Annotated in this window: 17 protein-coding genes; 9 read left to right on the top strand and 8 right to left on the bottom strand. The window is 62.0% G+C overall.

Annotated features, from left to right (window positions below; genetic code table 11):
* Positions 1 to 197 precede the first annotated feature (197 nt).
* On the bottom strand, positions 198 to 1397 hold the full coding sequence (gene tyrS, locus ACIPZG_RS19095) for a tyrosine--tRNA ligase (RefSeq protein WP_400716113.1): 1200 nt from the start codon (positions 1395 to 1397) through the stop codon (positions 198 to 200).
* 215 nt (positions 1398 to 1612) lie between these two features.
* On the opposite strand from tyrS, the gene ACIPZG_RS19090 reads away from it, so the two are divergent.
* Positions 1613 to 3031, top strand: a complete 1419-nt coding sequence (locus ACIPZG_RS19090) for a peptidoglycan DD-metalloendopeptidase family protein (RefSeq protein ID WP_400716111.1) — start codon at positions 1613 to 1615, stop codon at positions 3029 to 3031.
* A gap of 4 nt (positions 3032 to 3035) precedes the next feature.
* Complete coding sequence (locus tag ACIPZG_RS19085; RefSeq protein ID WP_400716109.1) at positions 3036 to 4127, top strand: anhydro-N-acetylmuramic acid kinase; 1092 nt, start codon at positions 3036 to 3038, stop codon at positions 4125 to 4127.
* A gap of 59 nt (positions 4128 to 4186) precedes the next feature.
* On the opposite strand, the gene erpA is transcribed toward ACIPZG_RS19085, so the two are convergent.
* Complete coding sequence (gene erpA / locus ACIPZG_RS19080) at positions 4187 to 4537, bottom strand: iron-sulfur cluster insertion protein ErpA (RefSeq protein WP_008089525.1); 351 nt, start codon at positions 4535 to 4537, stop codon at positions 4187 to 4189.
* 144 nt (positions 4538 to 4681) lie between these two features.
* A complete protein-coding gene (gene argC, locus ACIPZG_RS19075; protein WP_400716107.1) occupies positions 4682 to 5716 on the bottom strand; it encodes an N-acetyl-gamma-glutamyl-phosphate reductase in 1035 nt (344 codons plus the stop codon).
* Between the two features lie 143 nt (positions 5717 to 5859).
* On the opposite strand from argC, the gene hemJ reads away from it, so the two are divergent.
* The 6 genes from hemJ (at position 5860) to ACIPZG_RS19045 (ending at position 10289) form a co-directional block, all read left to right on the top strand.
* Positions 5860 to 6285 (top strand): protoporphyrinogen oxidase HemJ, encoded by a 426-nt coding sequence (gene hemJ, locus ACIPZG_RS19070; RefSeq protein WP_400716105.1) that lies wholly within the window; start codon positions 5860 to 5862, stop codon positions 6283 to 6285.
* 30 nt (positions 6286 to 6315) lie between these two features.
* Positions 6316 to 7272, top strand: a complete 957-nt coding sequence (locus ACIPZG_RS19065; protein WP_400716103.1) for an NAD(P)H-dependent flavin oxidoreductase — start codon at positions 6316 to 6318, stop codon at positions 7270 to 7272.
* A gap of 67 nt (positions 7273 to 7339) precedes the next feature.
* Complete coding sequence (locus ACIPZG_RS19060; protein ID WP_400716101.1) at positions 7340 to 8122, top strand: SDR family NAD(P)-dependent oxidoreductase; 783 nt, start codon at positions 7340 to 7342, stop codon at positions 8120 to 8122.
* Between the two features lie 64 nt (positions 8123 to 8186).
* The gene (locus tag ACIPZG_RS19055) at positions 8187 to 8525 is read left to right on the top strand and encodes a histidine triad nucleotide-binding protein (protein WP_008089536.1); all 339 of its coding nucleotides are present in this window, start codon (positions 8187 to 8189) and stop codon (positions 8523 to 8525) included.
* A gap of 65 nt (positions 8526 to 8590) precedes the next feature.
* The gene (coq7, locus tag ACIPZG_RS19050) at positions 8591 to 9238 is read left to right on the top strand and encodes a 2-polyprenyl-3-methyl-6-methoxy-1,4-benzoquinone monooxygenase (RefSeq protein ID WP_008089539.1); all 648 of its coding nucleotides are present in this window, start codon (positions 8591 to 8593) and stop codon (positions 9236 to 9238) included.
* Positions 9239 to 9248: 10 nt separating this feature from the next.
* The gene (locus tag ACIPZG_RS19045; RefSeq protein ID WP_400716099.1) at positions 9249 to 10289 is read left to right on the top strand and encodes a DUF2157 domain-containing protein; all 1041 of its coding nucleotides are present in this window, start codon (positions 9249 to 9251) and stop codon (positions 10287 to 10289) included.
* Between the two features lie 124 nt (positions 10290 to 10413).
* Here the strand turns inward: ACIPZG_RS19045 and ACIPZG_RS19040 are convergent, their stop codons facing one another.
* Positions 10414 to 10836 carry an OsmC family protein gene (locus tag ACIPZG_RS19040; protein WP_004376171.1) on the bottom strand — a complete coding sequence of 141 codons (423 nt, stop codon included), beginning with the start codon at positions 10834 to 10836 and terminating at the stop codon, positions 10414 to 10416.
* 191 nt (positions 10837 to 11027) lie between these two features.
* On the opposite strand from ACIPZG_RS19040, the gene crp reads away from it, so the two are divergent.
* Entirely contained in the window at positions 11028 to 11672 is a 645-nt protein-coding gene (gene crp, locus ACIPZG_RS19035; RefSeq protein ID WP_400716097.1) for a cAMP-activated global transcriptional regulator CRP, read from the top strand.
* Here crp and ACIPZG_RS19030 read toward each other — a convergent pair.
* The 4 genes from ACIPZG_RS19030 to ACIPZG_RS19015 form a co-directional block, all read right to left on the bottom strand.
* Entirely contained in the window at positions 11669 to 12373 is a 705-nt protein-coding gene (locus tag ACIPZG_RS19030; protein ID WP_400716095.1) for a biotin/lipoate A/B protein ligase family protein, read from the bottom strand. The two genes, crp and ACIPZG_RS19030, sit on opposite strands and share 4 nt — an antisense overlap.
* Before the next feature lie 81 nt (positions 12374 to 12454).
* The gene (gene trpC / locus ACIPZG_RS19025) at positions 12455 to 13288 is read right to left on the bottom strand and encodes an indole-3-glycerol phosphate synthase TrpC (protein WP_400716093.1); all 834 of its coding nucleotides are present in this window, start codon (positions 13286 to 13288) and stop codon (positions 12455 to 12457) included.
* Positions 13285 to 14334 (bottom strand): anthranilate phosphoribosyltransferase, encoded by a 1050-nt coding sequence (gene trpD / locus ACIPZG_RS19020; protein WP_400638930.1) that lies wholly within the window; start codon positions 14332 to 14334, stop codon positions 13285 to 13287. The genes trpC and trpD overlap by 4 nt, the downstream gene beginning before the upstream one ends.
* A 9-nt stretch (positions 14335 to 14343) precedes the next feature.
* Complete coding sequence (locus ACIPZG_RS19015) at positions 14344 to 14937, bottom strand: aminodeoxychorismate/anthranilate synthase component II (RefSeq protein WP_400716091.1); 594 nt, start codon at positions 14935 to 14937, stop codon at positions 14344 to 14346.
* Positions 14938 to 15001 lie beyond the last annotated feature (64 nt).

Genomic DNA, 15001 nt, shown 5'->3' with positions numbered 1-15001 from the left:
TCCAGCATTACTTGGCTCGATTAACTCTTTGAATTTCAAGGAGTTTTTCGTTCCGACTACGCTGGAAGTGGGGCGCATTATAAGGGGATTCGAGACCCCGTCAAGGGTTAATTTCAAAAAACCTTAATATCGCTGAAAACAAAGCGGGGAGGCCTATCGGCCTCCCCGCTTCTATATATAGCTACACCAACAACCGGTCACTCTGCCTTGAGGGTGACCCGCGCAAACGCCTTCTTGCCCGCTTGGCACACATGGGTTGCGCCAATTGCAAACATGAAGTCGCGCTCAACCACCGCGCCGTCGACCTTGACGGCTCCGCCATTGAGAAGGTCCCGCGCCATCGCCGAGTTCTTCACCAGGCCCGCCCGGTTCAGAACGGCAGCGATCGGCAAGTCTTCTGTCGCGCAAACTTCAATCTCAGGCAAGTCTTCCGGCAGCTCGCCCTCTTTCATACGGTTACCCGCAGCACGGTGCGCATTGGCCGCAGCCTCTTCACCATGGAAACGCGCAACGATTTCTTCCGCCAACTTGATCTTGATGTCACGCGGATTCGCGCCATTGGCCACATCGGTACGGAACTGCTCGATCTCTTCCATCGAACGGAAGCTCAGCAGCTCGAAGTAACGCCACATCAGCGTATCGGGGATCGATACCAGCTTGCTGTACATGACACCCGGCGCTTCCTGGATACCCACATAGTTACCCAGCGACTTGGACATCTTCTTGACGCCGTCGAGGCCTTCGAGCAGCGGCATGGTCACAATGTTCTGCGCTTCCTGCCCGTAGGCGCGCTGCAGCTCACGCCCCATTAGCAGGTTGAACTTCTGGTCGGTACCACCCAGCTCCACGTCCGCCTTCAGCGCCACCGAGTCGTACCCTTGCACCAGCGGGTAAAGGAACTCGTGGATGGCAATTGGCTGGTTGGTGGTGTAACGCTTGTCGAAGTCATCACGTTCGAGCATCCGCGCTACGGTGTACTGCGAAGCCAGGCGAATGAAATCGGCCGGAGTCAGCTTGTCCATCCAGGTAGAGTTGAAGGCGACTTCGGTCTTGGCCGGATCGAGGATCTTGAACACCTGCTGCTTGTAGGTTTCAGCGTTGTCCAGCACCTGCTCGCGCGTCAGCGGCGGACGCGTGGCGCTCTTGCCGCTCGGGTCGCCGATCATCCCGGTGAAGTCACCGATCAGGAAGATCACCTGATGCCCCAGCTCCTGGAACTGGCGCAGCTTGTTGATCAGTACCGTGTGCCCGAGGTGCAGGTCGGGGGCAGTAGGATCGAAGCCTGCCTTGATGCGCAGAGGTTGGCCGCGCTTGAGCTTCTCAACCAGTTCCGACTCGACCAATACTTCTTCCGCACCGCGCTTGATAAGCGCCAGCTGCTCTTCAACCGACTTCATAGACAGACCCGCAAGGCTCAGATTCAAGGGGAGCCAACCATACAAGATCGGCCATCAAATACAAGTTTCGCAATGGAATGTGACCTGACCGCAGCATTGCGGCGTCTACGCGCCCTTGCGTGAAAATGGATTTGGTTATATTTTATACAGTTATTTCATCTTCATCATGTCATTCATCTTTTCCATATTCACTTTTCTTCAAAGCCACCTTACCTATGACCAACGAAACGCCTAAAGCGCCCCCGCTTTATCCGAAAAGCCATCTGTTGGCCGCCAGCGGCATCGCCGCCCTGCTCAGCCTGGCACTGCTGGTATTTCCATCCAGCGAAGTCGAAGCCAAGAAGACCACGCTCAGCCTGGAGCTGGAAAGCCCGGCCGAACAGCTGAAAGACGAGTCCAAGGCCGCGCCACTGGTGCAAGTCGAAGGCGATCAGGGCACGCCCTTCGCACAGATCGAAAGCGCCGAAACCACAACCGAACAAGCGGCTCAGCAAGCCCCTGCTGCCGAGCAGAAACCAGAAGCCAAGGACCCTAGCCACCGCGAAGTGATCGTCGCCCGCGGCGACACCTTGTCGACGCTGTTCGCCAAAGTCGGCCTGCCGACCAATGCCGTGCACGACCTGCTGGCCAGCAACAAGCAGGCCAAGCAATTCAGCCAGCTCAAGCATGGCCAGGTGCTGCAGTTCGAACTCGACAAGACTGGCCAGCTGGCCAGCCTGCACAGCAAGGTAAGCAACCTCGAAACCATTCGGCTGACCAAGACGGCCAAGGGCTACACCTTCGCTCGCGAAATCAGCAAACCCGTTGTACGTACCGCTTACGCCCATGGTGTCATCAAGAGCTCGCTGTCGGCCTCGGCCCAGCGCGCCGGGCTTTCCCACAGCATGGCCATGGACATGGCCAAAGTGCTCGGCTATGACATCGATTTCGCACAGGACATCCGTCAGGGCGACGAATTCGACGTGGTCTACGAGCAGAAGGTCATGGACGGCAAGGTCGTTGGCACCGGCAACATCCTCTCTGCCCGCTTCACCAACCGCGGCAAGACCTACACGGCAGTGCGCTACACCAACAAACAGGGCAACACCAGTTACTACACCGCCGACGGCAACAGCCTGCGCAAGGCCTTCATCCGTACCCCGGTTGACTTCGCCCGTATCAGCTCGCGCTTCTCCGCCGGGCGCAAGCACCCGATCCTGAACAAGATCCGCGCGCACAAAGGGGTCGACTACGCGGCACCACGGGGCACGCCGATCAAGGCTGCAGGTGACGGCCGCATCGAGCTCGCCGGCCGACGCGGTGGCTACGGCAACACCGTCATCATTGCCCATGGCAACAGCTACAAGACTCTCTACGGTCACATGCAGGGCTTTGCCAAAGGCATCAAGAACGGCAGCAGCGTGAAACAAGGCCAGATCATCGGTTACATCGGCACCACCGGCCTTTCCACCGGTCCGCACTTGCACTACGAGTTCCAGGTAAACGGCGTGCATGTCGACCCACTGAGCCAGAAAGTCCCCATGGCCGACCCGATCACCAAGGCCGAACGCCAACGCTTTATGCAGCAGAGTCAACCCCTGATTGCCCGCATGGATCAGGAAAAGGCCACCATGCTCGCTGCGAACAAGCGCTGACGCCATGGCGCTCTACCTGGGGGTGATGTCCGGCACCAGCCTCGATGGCCTGGATATCGCCCTGATCGAACACGGCGAGCAGTTGGAGCTGCTCGCCACTCATTACGTGCCCATGCCCTCCGATCTGCGCCAAGCGCTGCTGAGCCTGTGCAGCAGCGGCCCAGACGAGATCGCTCGTGCCGCACTGGCGGAAAATCGCTGGGCCAGTTTGGCAGGCGAAGGTATCCAGCAATTGCTGGCGAAACGTGGCCTGCAGGCCAGTGCCATTCGTGCCATCGGCAGCCACGGGCAGACCATCCGGCATGAGCCTGCTCGCGGCTTTACCGTGCAGATTGGCAATCCGGCGTTGCTCGCCGAACTCACCGGCATCAGTGTGATTGCCGACTTCCGCCGCCGCGACGTGGCGGCTGGAGGCCAGGGTGCGCCCTTGGTGCCAGCCTTCCACGAAGCCTTGTTCAGCCACCTCGGGCAGCGCCTGGCCATTCTCAATGTCGGCGGTTTCAGCAATCTCAGTCTGATCGAACAGGACAAGCCGGTGCATGGCTTCGACTGCGGCCCTGGCAATGTGTTGCTGGACGCCTGGATCGAGCGCAAGCACGGCCAACCTTATGACGCAGACGGTGCCTGGGCGGCGAGCGGCCTGGTGCAGGCCGATTTGCTCAGCTGCCTGCTGACTGATCCGTTCTTCGCGGGCAGCGGGCCGAAGAGCACTGGCCGTGAAGTGTTCAACCTGCCCTGGCTGGATAGCCACCTTGACCGACTTCCCCCCTACCGTGACGAGGACATCCAGGCCACCCTGCTGGAACTCACCGCGCGCAGCATCATCGACGCGCTGAACAACGCTCAGCAAGGTACCGAAGCCTTGCTGGTGTGCGGCGGAGGCGCACGCAATGGTGCATTGATGGCTCGCCTTGGCGCATTGCTGCCCGCGGCTCAGGTGGCTAGCACCGCGGCGCACGGCGTCGATCCTGATTGGGTCGAGGCCATGGCCTTTGCCTGGCTCGCCCATTGCTGCCTCGAGGGTATCGCCGCCAACCGCCCCAGCGTGACTGCTGCCAAAGGGCTACGTGTGCTCGGCGCGATCTACCCGGCCTGACAGGCTACGCCACAATGCAAAACGCCGCGCAAATGCGCGGCGTTTTCGTATCGCAAGGCTCAGATCGAGAACGAGGAACCGCAGCCACAGGTGGTGGCGGCGTTCGGGTTCTTGATCACGAAGCGCGAACCTTCCAGGCCTTCCTGGTAGTCCACTTCGGCACCTGCCAGGTACTGGAAGCTCATCGGGTCGACCACCAGGGATACGCCCTCGCGCTCGACGATGGTGTCATCTTCGGCCACATCTTCATCGAAGGTGAAACCGTACTGGAAGCCCGAACAACCGCCGCCGGTGACGAACACGCGCAACTTCAGACGCTCGTTGCCTTCCTCGGAAACCAGGGTCTTCACCTTTTGCGCTGCCCCTTGGGTGAATTCCAGAACCGTGGGGGTGAAGGTTTCGACGCTCATGTAGATTCTCCCGGCGCAGTGCCGCCATATAACTCGATGACGCGCATTATCCGCTTCTCCGAGAAAATTGGTCAAGAATTGTGCGGCTTTAGTCGCGGCAAACAAAAAGGCCCGCACTGGGCGGGCCTCTTCGTAAACCTGCGCTTATGGCAGCAGGCCAGCGTGGGACAGACCCATGCGCTCGTCCAGGCCGAACAGGATGTTCAGGTTCTGCACCGCCTGGCCGGATGCGCCCTTGACCAGGTTGTCGATCACCGACAGCACCACCACCAGGTCACCACCCTGCGGGCGATGAACGGCGATACGGCAGACGTTGGCACCGCGCACACTGCGCGTTTCCGGGTGGCTGCCCGCTGGCATCACGTCGACGAACGGCTCATCGGCATAGCGTTTCTCGAACAGCGCCTGCAGGTCGACGGCGGTATCGGCGACGGTAGCGTACAGCGTGGCATGGATACCGCGGATCATCGGGGTCAGGTGCGGCACGAAGGTCAGGCCGATGTCCTTGCCCGCAGCCAGACGCAGGCCCTGGCTGATTTCCGGCAGGTGGCGATGGCCTTTGACCGCGTAGGCTTTCATGCTCTCGCCGGCCTCACAGAACAGCGAGCCCACGGCAGCCCCGCGACCGGCACCGCTGACACCCGACTTGCAGTCGGCGATCAAGCGCGACGGGTCGGCCAGGCCAGCCTCCAGGAGTGGCAGGAAGCCCAGCTGGGTAGCGGTCGGGTAGCAGCCCGGCACCGCGATCAGGCGCGCCTGGCGGATCTTCTCGCGGTTCACTTCAGGCAAGCCGTAGACCGCATCCTTGAGCAGCTCAGGGGCGCCGTGCGGTTGACCATACCACTTGCCCCACTCGGTGGCGTCCTGCAGGCGGAAGTCGGCGGACAGGTCGATGACCTTGGTGCCGGCAGCCAGCAGCTCGCCAGCCAGTGCGTGGGCAACACCGTGCGGGGTGGCAAAGAACACCACGTCGCAGGCCGCCAGGGCCTTGCTGTCCGGCACGCTGAAAGCCAGGCCGTCGTAGTGACCGCGCAGGTTCGGATACATGTCGGCGACCGCCACACCCGCTTCGGAACGCGAAGTGATGACCGCCACTTCGGCCTGTGGATGCTGCGCCAGCAGACGCAACAGTTCGACGCCGGTGTAACCCGTGCCGCCGACGATACCGACCTTGATCATAACGCTTGCCCCTTTATCAACGAGCCAACTGGAAAGCGCACGATAATAGGGGTGCAAGGCGCCTGTAACAACTCTTCGGGTGACCCTTCGGGCACTTGGCCTCTACTATCTGACGACCGTGAAAACCTGAAGGAACTCCCTCCATGCTCTACCTATGGATCAAAGCGCTGCACATCGTCAGCGTGGTCTGCTGGTTCGCCGGCCTGTTCTACCTGCCTCGCCTGTTCGTCTACCACGCCCAGAGCCAGGACAGCATCAGCCAGGAGCGCTTCGTGACCATGGAGCGCAAGCTGTACCGCGGCATCATGAACCCGGCAATGATCGCCACCTATGTGTTCGGGGCCTGGATGCTATACCTCACTCCCGGCTGGCTGAGCCAAGGCTGGCTGCATGCCAAGCTGACCCTGGTGATCCTGCTGACCGGCTACCACCATGTATGTGGCGCCCAGCTCAAACGCTTCGCCAGCGGCGCCAATACGCGCAGCCATGTCTACTACCGCTGGTTCAACGAGGTGCCGGTGCTGTTCCTGCTGGGCATCGTGATCCTCGTGGTGGTCAAACCGTTCTGACGCAACCCGTTCTGCACTGGAGCCTTGCCCATGTCTTTACCCGCTTCGCTGGAAAATCGCCTGCGCTTGCCGGTGGTCGCTGCACCCATGTTCCTGATATCCAACCCCGATCTGGTACTGGCCTGTTGCGGCAAGGGTGTGGTTGGCAGCTTCCCGGCCCTGAACCAGCGCGACAGCGCTGGCTTCAAAGCCTGGCTAGAGGAGATAGAGGCAGGCCTGGCGCAGTTGCATGAGCCGGCGCCCTATGCCGTCAACCTGATCGTCCACCCCACCAATCCACGCTTGCAGGCCGACCTGGCGCTGTGCGTCGCGCATCGCGTGCCGATCGTCATCACCAGCCTTGGCGCAGTCAAAGAAGTGGTGGATGCGGTACACAGCTATGGCGGCCTGGTATTCCACGACGTAACCACCCGCCGGCATGCGGAAAAAGCCGCCGAGGCGGGTGTCGATGGCCTGATCGCTGTGGCGGCGGGCGCAGGTGGGCATGCCGGCACCTGGAGCCCATTCGCCCTGGCGGCCGAGATCCGCCAGTTCTTCGACAAAACCCTTCTGCTGGCCGGCTGCATCAACCACGGCCACGAGATTCTCGCTGCCCAGTTGCTGGGCGCCGACCTGGCCTACATGGGCACTCGCTTCATCGCCACGCGCGAAAGCCGTGCGCAAGCGCCCTACAAGCAGATGCTGCTAGGTGCCCATGCCGCCGACATCATTCACACCCCCGCGGTTTCCGGTATTCCAGCGAGCTTCCTGCGCCCAAGCCTGGAACAGGCCGGCTACGACATGGCCGCGCTGAAATCCGGGCACGAGGCCGGCAAACTCAAGCCCCTCGATGATGAAGCGAAGGTCTGGAAGACCGTCTGGTCCGCCGGCCAAGGTGTGGGCGAGATCCATGACCTGCCCCCAGCGGCCGAGCTGATCGAACGCCTGCACGGCGAGTACCGGGCAGCGCTGGAGCGCAGCCAGGCACTCAGCGTCAAGGCCTTGTAGCAAAAGGCAACACCTTGCCCGGCCAAGTTGTACACTAGGCGCCCTCTTCAGCCCCCAGGAGCCTTGCATGACCCGTTACGCCATGATCACCGGTGCTTCCAGCGGCCTGGGCCTGGCCCTGGCGGAAGCGCTGGCGCGGCGCGGGCGTAGTCTGATCCTGGTGGCACGCCATCGAGAAACCCTGGAGCCGGTGGCCATGGAGCTGACCCAGCGCTTTGGTGTCGAAGTGCTGTTTCGCGCCTGCGATCTGAGCCAGCCGCTGCGCCTGTCAGGCTTCGTGCTGGAGCTTGAGGAAGGCGAACGGCGTATCGACCTGCTGGTCAATTGCGCCGGCCAACGTACCTACGGTCCGTTTCTGGCCCACGAATGGGCCGACGAGCAAGACTTGCTGGAGGTCAACATCCTCGCCATGAGCCGCCTGTGCCACGCCATCGGCAACCTGATGGCGGTACAGGGCGGCGGGCAGATCCTCAATGTCGCCGGCCTGGCGGCAGTCGCGCCAGGCCCATGGATGGCGACCTATTCCGCGAGCAAGGCGTATGTGCTGAGCTTCACCGAAGCACTGCGCGAAGAGCTCAAGCCTACCGGCATCAAGGTCTCGGTATTGTGCCCCGGCCCGGTGCGCTCCGCGCGTCGACACATTCCCCGACTCGACGGCAGCAGCCGCTGCCTGAGCCCCGAGGAAGTGGCGTTGTACACCGTCCGCGCCCTGGCAAAAAACCGTTCGCTGATCATGCCGCTGCGGCGCAACCGCTGGCTGGCCTTCGCCCCACGCCTGCTGCCGCGCTGGCTGTCACGCAAGCTGGCAGGGTTCATCCACCGACGTTACTGCCCGGTCGGAATGGAATAGCCACTGGGCGAGCGGCGCCTGGCTCAGTACACTCGGCCCGGACCCTCACCATGGAGCATGTGCTGTGGACGATTTATTCTGCAAGATCATCAACCGGGAAATCCCGGCGAAGATCATCTACGAGGACGACCAGGTTCTGGCGTTTCACGATATCGCGCCCCAGGCGCCGGTGCATTTTTTGGTCATCCCGAAAAAACACATCCGCACCCTCAGCGACCTGACCGAAGAAGACAAAGGCCTGGCAGGACATATCCTGTTCACGGCTCAGCGCCTGGCCAAGGAGCTCGGCTGCGAGGACGGTTTCCGCGTAGTCATGAACTGCAACGAGCAAGGCGGCCAGACCGTCTACCACATCCACATGCACGTGCTCGGCCAGCGCCAGATGCACTGGCCACCGGGCTGATCCAGGGCAAGCGACCCTGAAGCGATTGCGGTAAACTGTCGGGCACACTCTAGCGGAGGTGCCCGATGGCTACCGAACGTCACTACTCGCCGCTCGACCGCTTGTTGCTGCAGGCCGATACCGCCATGCGCACCTTGCTGCCCTTCAGCGGCCAACCGTCCCGGCCCTCCCCGGCCATCATCCAGCCGGATGTCGACCTGGACGAAAGCCAGACCCGCCACGTTGCCGGGCTGATGCGCATCAACCATACCGGCGAAGTCTGCGCCCAGGCGCTGTACCAGGGTCAGGCCCTGACCGCCAAGCTGCCGCAGATACGCAAGGCGATGGAACATGCCGCCGAGGAAGAAGTCGACCACCTGGCCTGGTGCGAACAGCGCATCCGTCAGCTGGGCAGTCACCCAAGCGTGCTCAACCCGCTGTTCTACGGCATGTCGTTCGGCATCGGCGCCCTCGCCGGCCTGGTCAGCGACAAAGTCAGCCTGGGCTTCGTCGCCGCCACCGAGCATCAGGTGTGCAAGCACCTTGACGAACACCTCGAGCAAATTCCCCACGAAGACGAGAAATCCCGCGCCATCCTCGAACAGATGCGCGTGGATGAAGAACAGCACGCCGAATCTGCCCTCGAGGCCGGCGGCTATCGCTTCCCTGCACCGGTACGCTTTGGCATGAGCCTGCTGGCCAAGGTCATGACCAAGAGCACCTACCGCATCTAAGGGCACGCCCATGACGGACCGAATAGACGCCAAGGACCTGGCGCGCGCCGTGCAAGCCGGCATACTCCAGCCAGGCCAGGACCAGGCCCTGCTGGAGTTCCTGCACCACCAGCCCGCCTCGCGTGGCAGTTTCCAGTTGGCACACGTCGCCTTCTACTTCGGCGCCCTGTTGATCATGGGCGCCATGGGCTGGTTGCTGACCGAGGCCTGGATGCGCGTTGGCGACGTGGCCCTGTTGGCCATCGCTGCCCTGTACATCGCCTTGCTCACTCTGTTCGCCCGGACTCTGCAGAAGCGCCAGCAGCCCATTGCCGCTGGCGTGCTGGCGGCCGTCGCGGTGAGCATCGTGCCGTTGGCAGTGTTCGCTCTCGAACGCCTGGCTGGCTGGTGGCCGCTGGACGATGTGCAAGCGAACTATCACCAGTACTACACCTACGTACAGGGTGGCTGGCTGATGATGGAGGCAGCCACGGTGCTGGCCGGCCTGCTGATGCTGCGCTTGATCCCTTACCCGTTCATCGTGATGCCGATCGCCGTCGCGTTGTGGTTCATGTCGATGGACCTGAGCGAGTGGGTGTACGGTTCACCGTTCAGCTGGGAGCAGCGGCGCACGGTGTCGCTGTGGTTCGGGCTGGGGTTGTTACTGGTATTTCTGCTGGTGGACGGCCGTACCCGCGAGGACTATGCCCATTGGGGCTACCTGGCTGGGCTCGCGGCGTTCTGGGGCGGGCTGACGATGATGGAAAGCGACAGTGAGCTGGGCAAGGCACTGTACTGCTTGATCAACCTTGGCCTGATGGGGATGGCCGTACTGCTGCGCCGGCCGCAGTTCATGGTGTTCGGGGCGCTGGGGGTGGCGGCTTATCTCGGCTACCTGTCGTACGAGGTGTTTGCCGAGTCGCTGCTGTTCCCGGTAGTGCTGACGTTGATCGGGCTTGGCGTCATTGGCTTGGGGCTGGGGTATCAGAAGCGGCGGGAGCGGTTGAGCCAGGCGGTGAGAAGTTGGCTTCCGGGTTGGTTACTGGTGGCCTTGCCGGCACTGCGCAACTGAAAATTGCTGGGGCCGCTTTGCGGCCCTTTCGCGACACAAGGCCGCTCCTACAGAGATCGCATAAGCATTGTAGGAGCGGCCTTGTGTCGCGAAAGGGCTGCGCAGCAGCCCCAAAATCCCGGGATCAACCCAGTTCGACGATCTCGTAGCCGTGGGTGATTTCCACACCAGCGCGCTCCAGCATGATCGACGCCGAGCAATACTTCTCCGCCGACAGCTCCACCGCCCGCTTGACCTGAGCTTCTTTCAGCCCACGGCCCTTGACCACGAAATTCATGTGGATCTTGGTGAAAACCTTCGGGTCTTCACTGGCGCGCTCGGCTTCCAGGAAGGCTTCGCAGCTTTCCACCGCCTGCCGGGATTTCTTCAGGATGCTCACCACATCGAAGCTGCTGCAGCCACCCAGGCCGAGCAGAAGCATTTCCATCGGTCGCACGCCCAGGTTGCGGCCGCCAGCCTCGGGCGGGCCATCCATCACCACCACGTGGCCGCTCCCCGACTCGCCGAGGAACATCGCTTCACCGGCCCACTGGATGCGTGCCTTCATCTGTCCGTACTCCTGAAATTCGCAAAAGGGTGTCAGCTTAAGCCTTGTATGGCTGTCGGAAAAGCTCAATGCGCGTCGCATTTGTGCCGAAACATCCTGCGGTGTCTGATAAGCTGGCGCCAATTGACTGGCGCTACGCGCCATGCAATGACTAACAAGAGCCTATGCGTCACATCGAACAGGATTTCGTGATGGTTGCCTCAGCCCTACCCGCCAAGATCAAGAACATCGACAAGCTGCTGGTGCATTGCCAGCGCCGCCGCTACACCGCCAAGAGCAACATTATCTGTGCTGGCGATCGTGCCGAAACCTTGTCATTCATCATCAAGGGCTCAGTCACCATACTGATCGAAGACGACGAAGGCCATGAGATGATCATCGCCTACCTCAACAACGGCGATTTCTTCGGGGAACTGGGGCTGTTCGAGCCGTCCAACAGCGATCAGCAGCGCAGCGCCTGGGTCCGTGCCAAGACCGAATGCGAAGTGGCGGAGATCAGCTACGACAAGTTTCGCGAAGTGACGCGGCAAGACCCGGAGATTCTCTATGCCCTTGGCAGCCAGATGGCCCAGCGCCTGCGCAACACGACGCGCAAGGTCGGCGACCTGGCATTCTTCGATGTTACCGGCCGGGTAGCCCGTTGCCTGCTCGACCTGTGCAAGCAGCCTGATGCCATGACCCACCCTGATGGCATGCAGATCAAGATCACCCGTCAGGAAATTGGCCGCATCGTCGGCTGTTCGCGGGAGATGGTCGGCCGCGTCCTCAAGGATCTTGAAGAACGCAGCCTGGTGCAGGTCAAGGGCAAGACCATGGTGGTCTACGGCACCCGTTAGTCCTTGGGCAGCTTCGCCAGCACGTCGTTGTAGGCTTGTGACAAGCGCTCGAACCAGGGCGCCTCAGGCACTACTTCGTGCAGGGCGATATGGCTATCGGCTCGGCAGCGCTGTTCCAGCTCGCAACATTCGTTGAAGCGGTTGACCGCGGCGACCATCGACTCGCGCTCGTTATCCAGCAGCAGCGCGCCATGCACCAGCACCACCGGCCGCTTGCCGCCCAGTCCCTGCCGCCAGCGCTGGGCCGTACCAACCAGCTTGCGGCCATTCAAGTTGACGTTGTAGCGACCATCACAAAAAGCCCCGTCGATTTCGCCCACTGATGCCACGCCGCCCCATTCGCGCAAGACATCGCACAGCGGCAAGCACAGGCGCTCGTAGGCGTTTTCGATTCGGCCATGGTCGCCTTCGCTGCGCGGCGCGACGTAGACCAGGGCAACGTTCACCGTCGAATGGGACTGGGGCACCGGCTCGCCGCCGCTTTCGCGCAGCAGCACCGGCCAGCCGGCGATTGCCAGCTCCGCGCAGGCGACTTCGAAGTTGTCCAGGCGGCTCATGCGCCGGGGCATGACCAGGGCGTGGTCGGTCGGGCGCCAGAACAGCACGCCATACTCCCGTTCGCCGCGGCATACGGCAGCCAGCAGGTCCTGTTCGGCGTGAAGGCCTTGTTCGACGGTGAGGGCCAGAGGCTGGTCAGTCATTGTCCACCTTTGATGTTGTTGCCCCGCGAAGAGGCCATGACAGGCATACAAAAAAGCCGGCATAAGCCGGCTTCGTTTCAATCAGTCCAGTTGCTGAACGGTCTTCTTCACCTGCTCGGGGAAAAACAACCGCTGCAATTCCAGCCCCGGCTGCTCGGCGCGCATGAACGCTTCACCGACCAGGAACGAGTACACCTCGTTGATTTCCATCAGCTCGACATCGGCACGGTTGAGAATGCCGCTCTCGGTAATGGCCAGGCGGTCGCGCGGAATGCGCGGCAGCAGGTCGAGGGTGGTTTCAAGGCTGACCTCGAAGGTGTGCAGGTTGCGGTTATTCACCCCCACCAGCGGCGTATCAAGGGTCTTCAACGCGCGCTCCAGTTCGTCACCGTCATGCACTTCGACCAGCACGTCCAGGCCAACGTCCTTGGCGGTGGCAGCCAGCTCGGCCATCTTCACGTCATCGAGCGCCGACACGATCAGCAACACGCAATCGGCCCCCAGGGCCCGGGCTTCGACGATCTGGTACGGGTCGACCATGAAGTCCTTGCGGATCACCGGCAGCGAGACCGCGGCGCGGGCCTGCTGAAGGTACTCATCGGCACCCTGGAAGTAGTCCACGTCGGTCAACACCGACAGGCAGGTCGCCCCGCCCTTCTCATAGCTGACGGCAATGTCCGCAGGCACGAAGTTCTCGCGGATCACACCTTTGCTCGGCGACGCCTTCTTGATTTCTGCGATTACCGCCGGCTGCTTGCGCTTGGCCTGTTCGATCAGGGCCTTGGCAAAACCACGCGGCGCATCGGCCGTCTTGGCCAGGGCCTCCAGTTCGGCAACGCTGACGCGCGCGCTGCGTTCGGCCACTTCCTGGAACTTGCGGGCAATGATCCTTTCCAGCACCGTCGGCACACTCATGCTTCGTTCTCCACCTTGAATACCGCGGTAAAGGCACCCAACTCCTGCAGCTTCTCCCAGGCCAGGCCGGTGTGCAGGACGTCGTGGGCCAGTTCCACACCCGCCTTGAGGCTCATGGCATGGTCAGCGGCGTACAGCGCTGCGCCCGCATTGAGCACGATCATCTCGGCCGCTTTCTGGCCGTTTTCGGTCTTGCGTCGGCCCAAGGCGTCGCGGATCAGCTCCAGCGATGCCTGTGGGCTCTCGACGGCCAGGCCATGCAGGCTCTGGCTCTTCATGCCGAGGTCTTCCGGCTCGACCCAGTATTCGGTGATTTCGCCGTTCTTCAGCTCGGCGACAAAGGTCGGCGCAGCCAGGCTGAACTCGTCCAGGCCATCCTTCGAATGCACCACCAGCACATGCTTGCTGCCCAGGCGCTGCAGCACCTCAGCCAGCGGGCGGCACAAGGCTTGGGTGAACACGCCCACCACCTGGTGTTTCACTCCGGCCGGATTCGTAAGCGGGCCGAGCATGTTGAACAGGGTACGCAGGCCCAGGTCACGACGCGGGCCGGCGGCGTACTTCATAGCGCTGTGGTGGCTTTGGGCAAACATGAAACCGATGCCGAGGCTGTCGATGCAGCGCGCAACCTGAACCGGCGTCAGGTTCAGGTAGATGCCCGCAGCCTCCAGCAGGTCGGCGCTGCCACTCTTGCCGGACACGGCGCGGTTACCATGCTTGGCGACCGTGCAGCCCGCGGCCGCCAGGACGAACGACGAGGCGGTGGAAACGTTGAAGATGTTGGCGCCGTCGCCGCCGGTACCGACGATATCGACCACACCATCGAGGCTTTTCAATTCGACCTTGTCGGCCAGCTCGCGCATCACCGAAACCGCACCGACGATCTCGTCGATGCTCTCGCTCTTCATGCGCATGCCCATCAGGAATGCGCCGATCTGCGCTTCGCTGCACTGGCCGGTCATGATCTCGCGCATGACGTCACGCATTTCCTCGGTGCTGAGGTCCAGGTGGCCGACGATACGGCTCAACGCGCTCTTGATATCCATGTTCGATCCTTAACGGCGGCCGCCGGTCTGCTTGAGGAAGTTGGCGAACAGCTCGTGGCCCTGCTCGGTGAGGATGGACTCGGGGTGGAACTGCACCCCTTCGATATTCAGCGTCTTGTGGCGCAGGCCCATGATCTCGTCGACCGAGCCATCATCGTGGGCGGTCCAAGCGGTGACTTCCAGGCAATCGGGCAGGGTTTCGCGCTTGACCACCAGGGAATGGTAGCGGGTAACCGTCAACGGGTTGTTGAGGCCGGCGAACACGCCAAGGTCGCGGTGGTGCACCGGGCTGGTCTTGCCGTGCATGACCTGGCGGGCACGCACCACGTCACCGCCAAAGGCCTGACCGATGGACTGGTGGCCCAGGCACACGCCAAGGATCGGCAGCTTGCCGGCAAAATGCAGGATGGCCTCGATGGAAACACCCGCTTCGCTGGGCGTGCACGGGCCAGGGGAAACGACGATGCGCTCGGGGTTGAGGGCTTCGATCTGAGCGATAGTCATTTCATCATTGCGAATGACCTTCACCTCAGCACCCAACTCGCCCAGGTATTGAACGACGTTGTAGGTGAATGAGTCGTAGTTGTCGATCATCAGTAACATCGGCTGAACCTCTTGAATCTACTGACTTTGAATTCGAACCTTCCCCGGCCACAAGCGCGGGCAG

This window comes from Pseudomonas sp. NPDC089395 (genome assembly GCF_044749525.1).
Lineage (GTDB): Bacteria > Pseudomonadota > Gammaproteobacteria > Pseudomonadales > Pseudomonadaceae > Aquipseudomonas.
The sequence above is the reverse complement of the archived record's forward strand: the minus strand, read 5'-3'. Positions and strand labels throughout refer to the sequence as shown.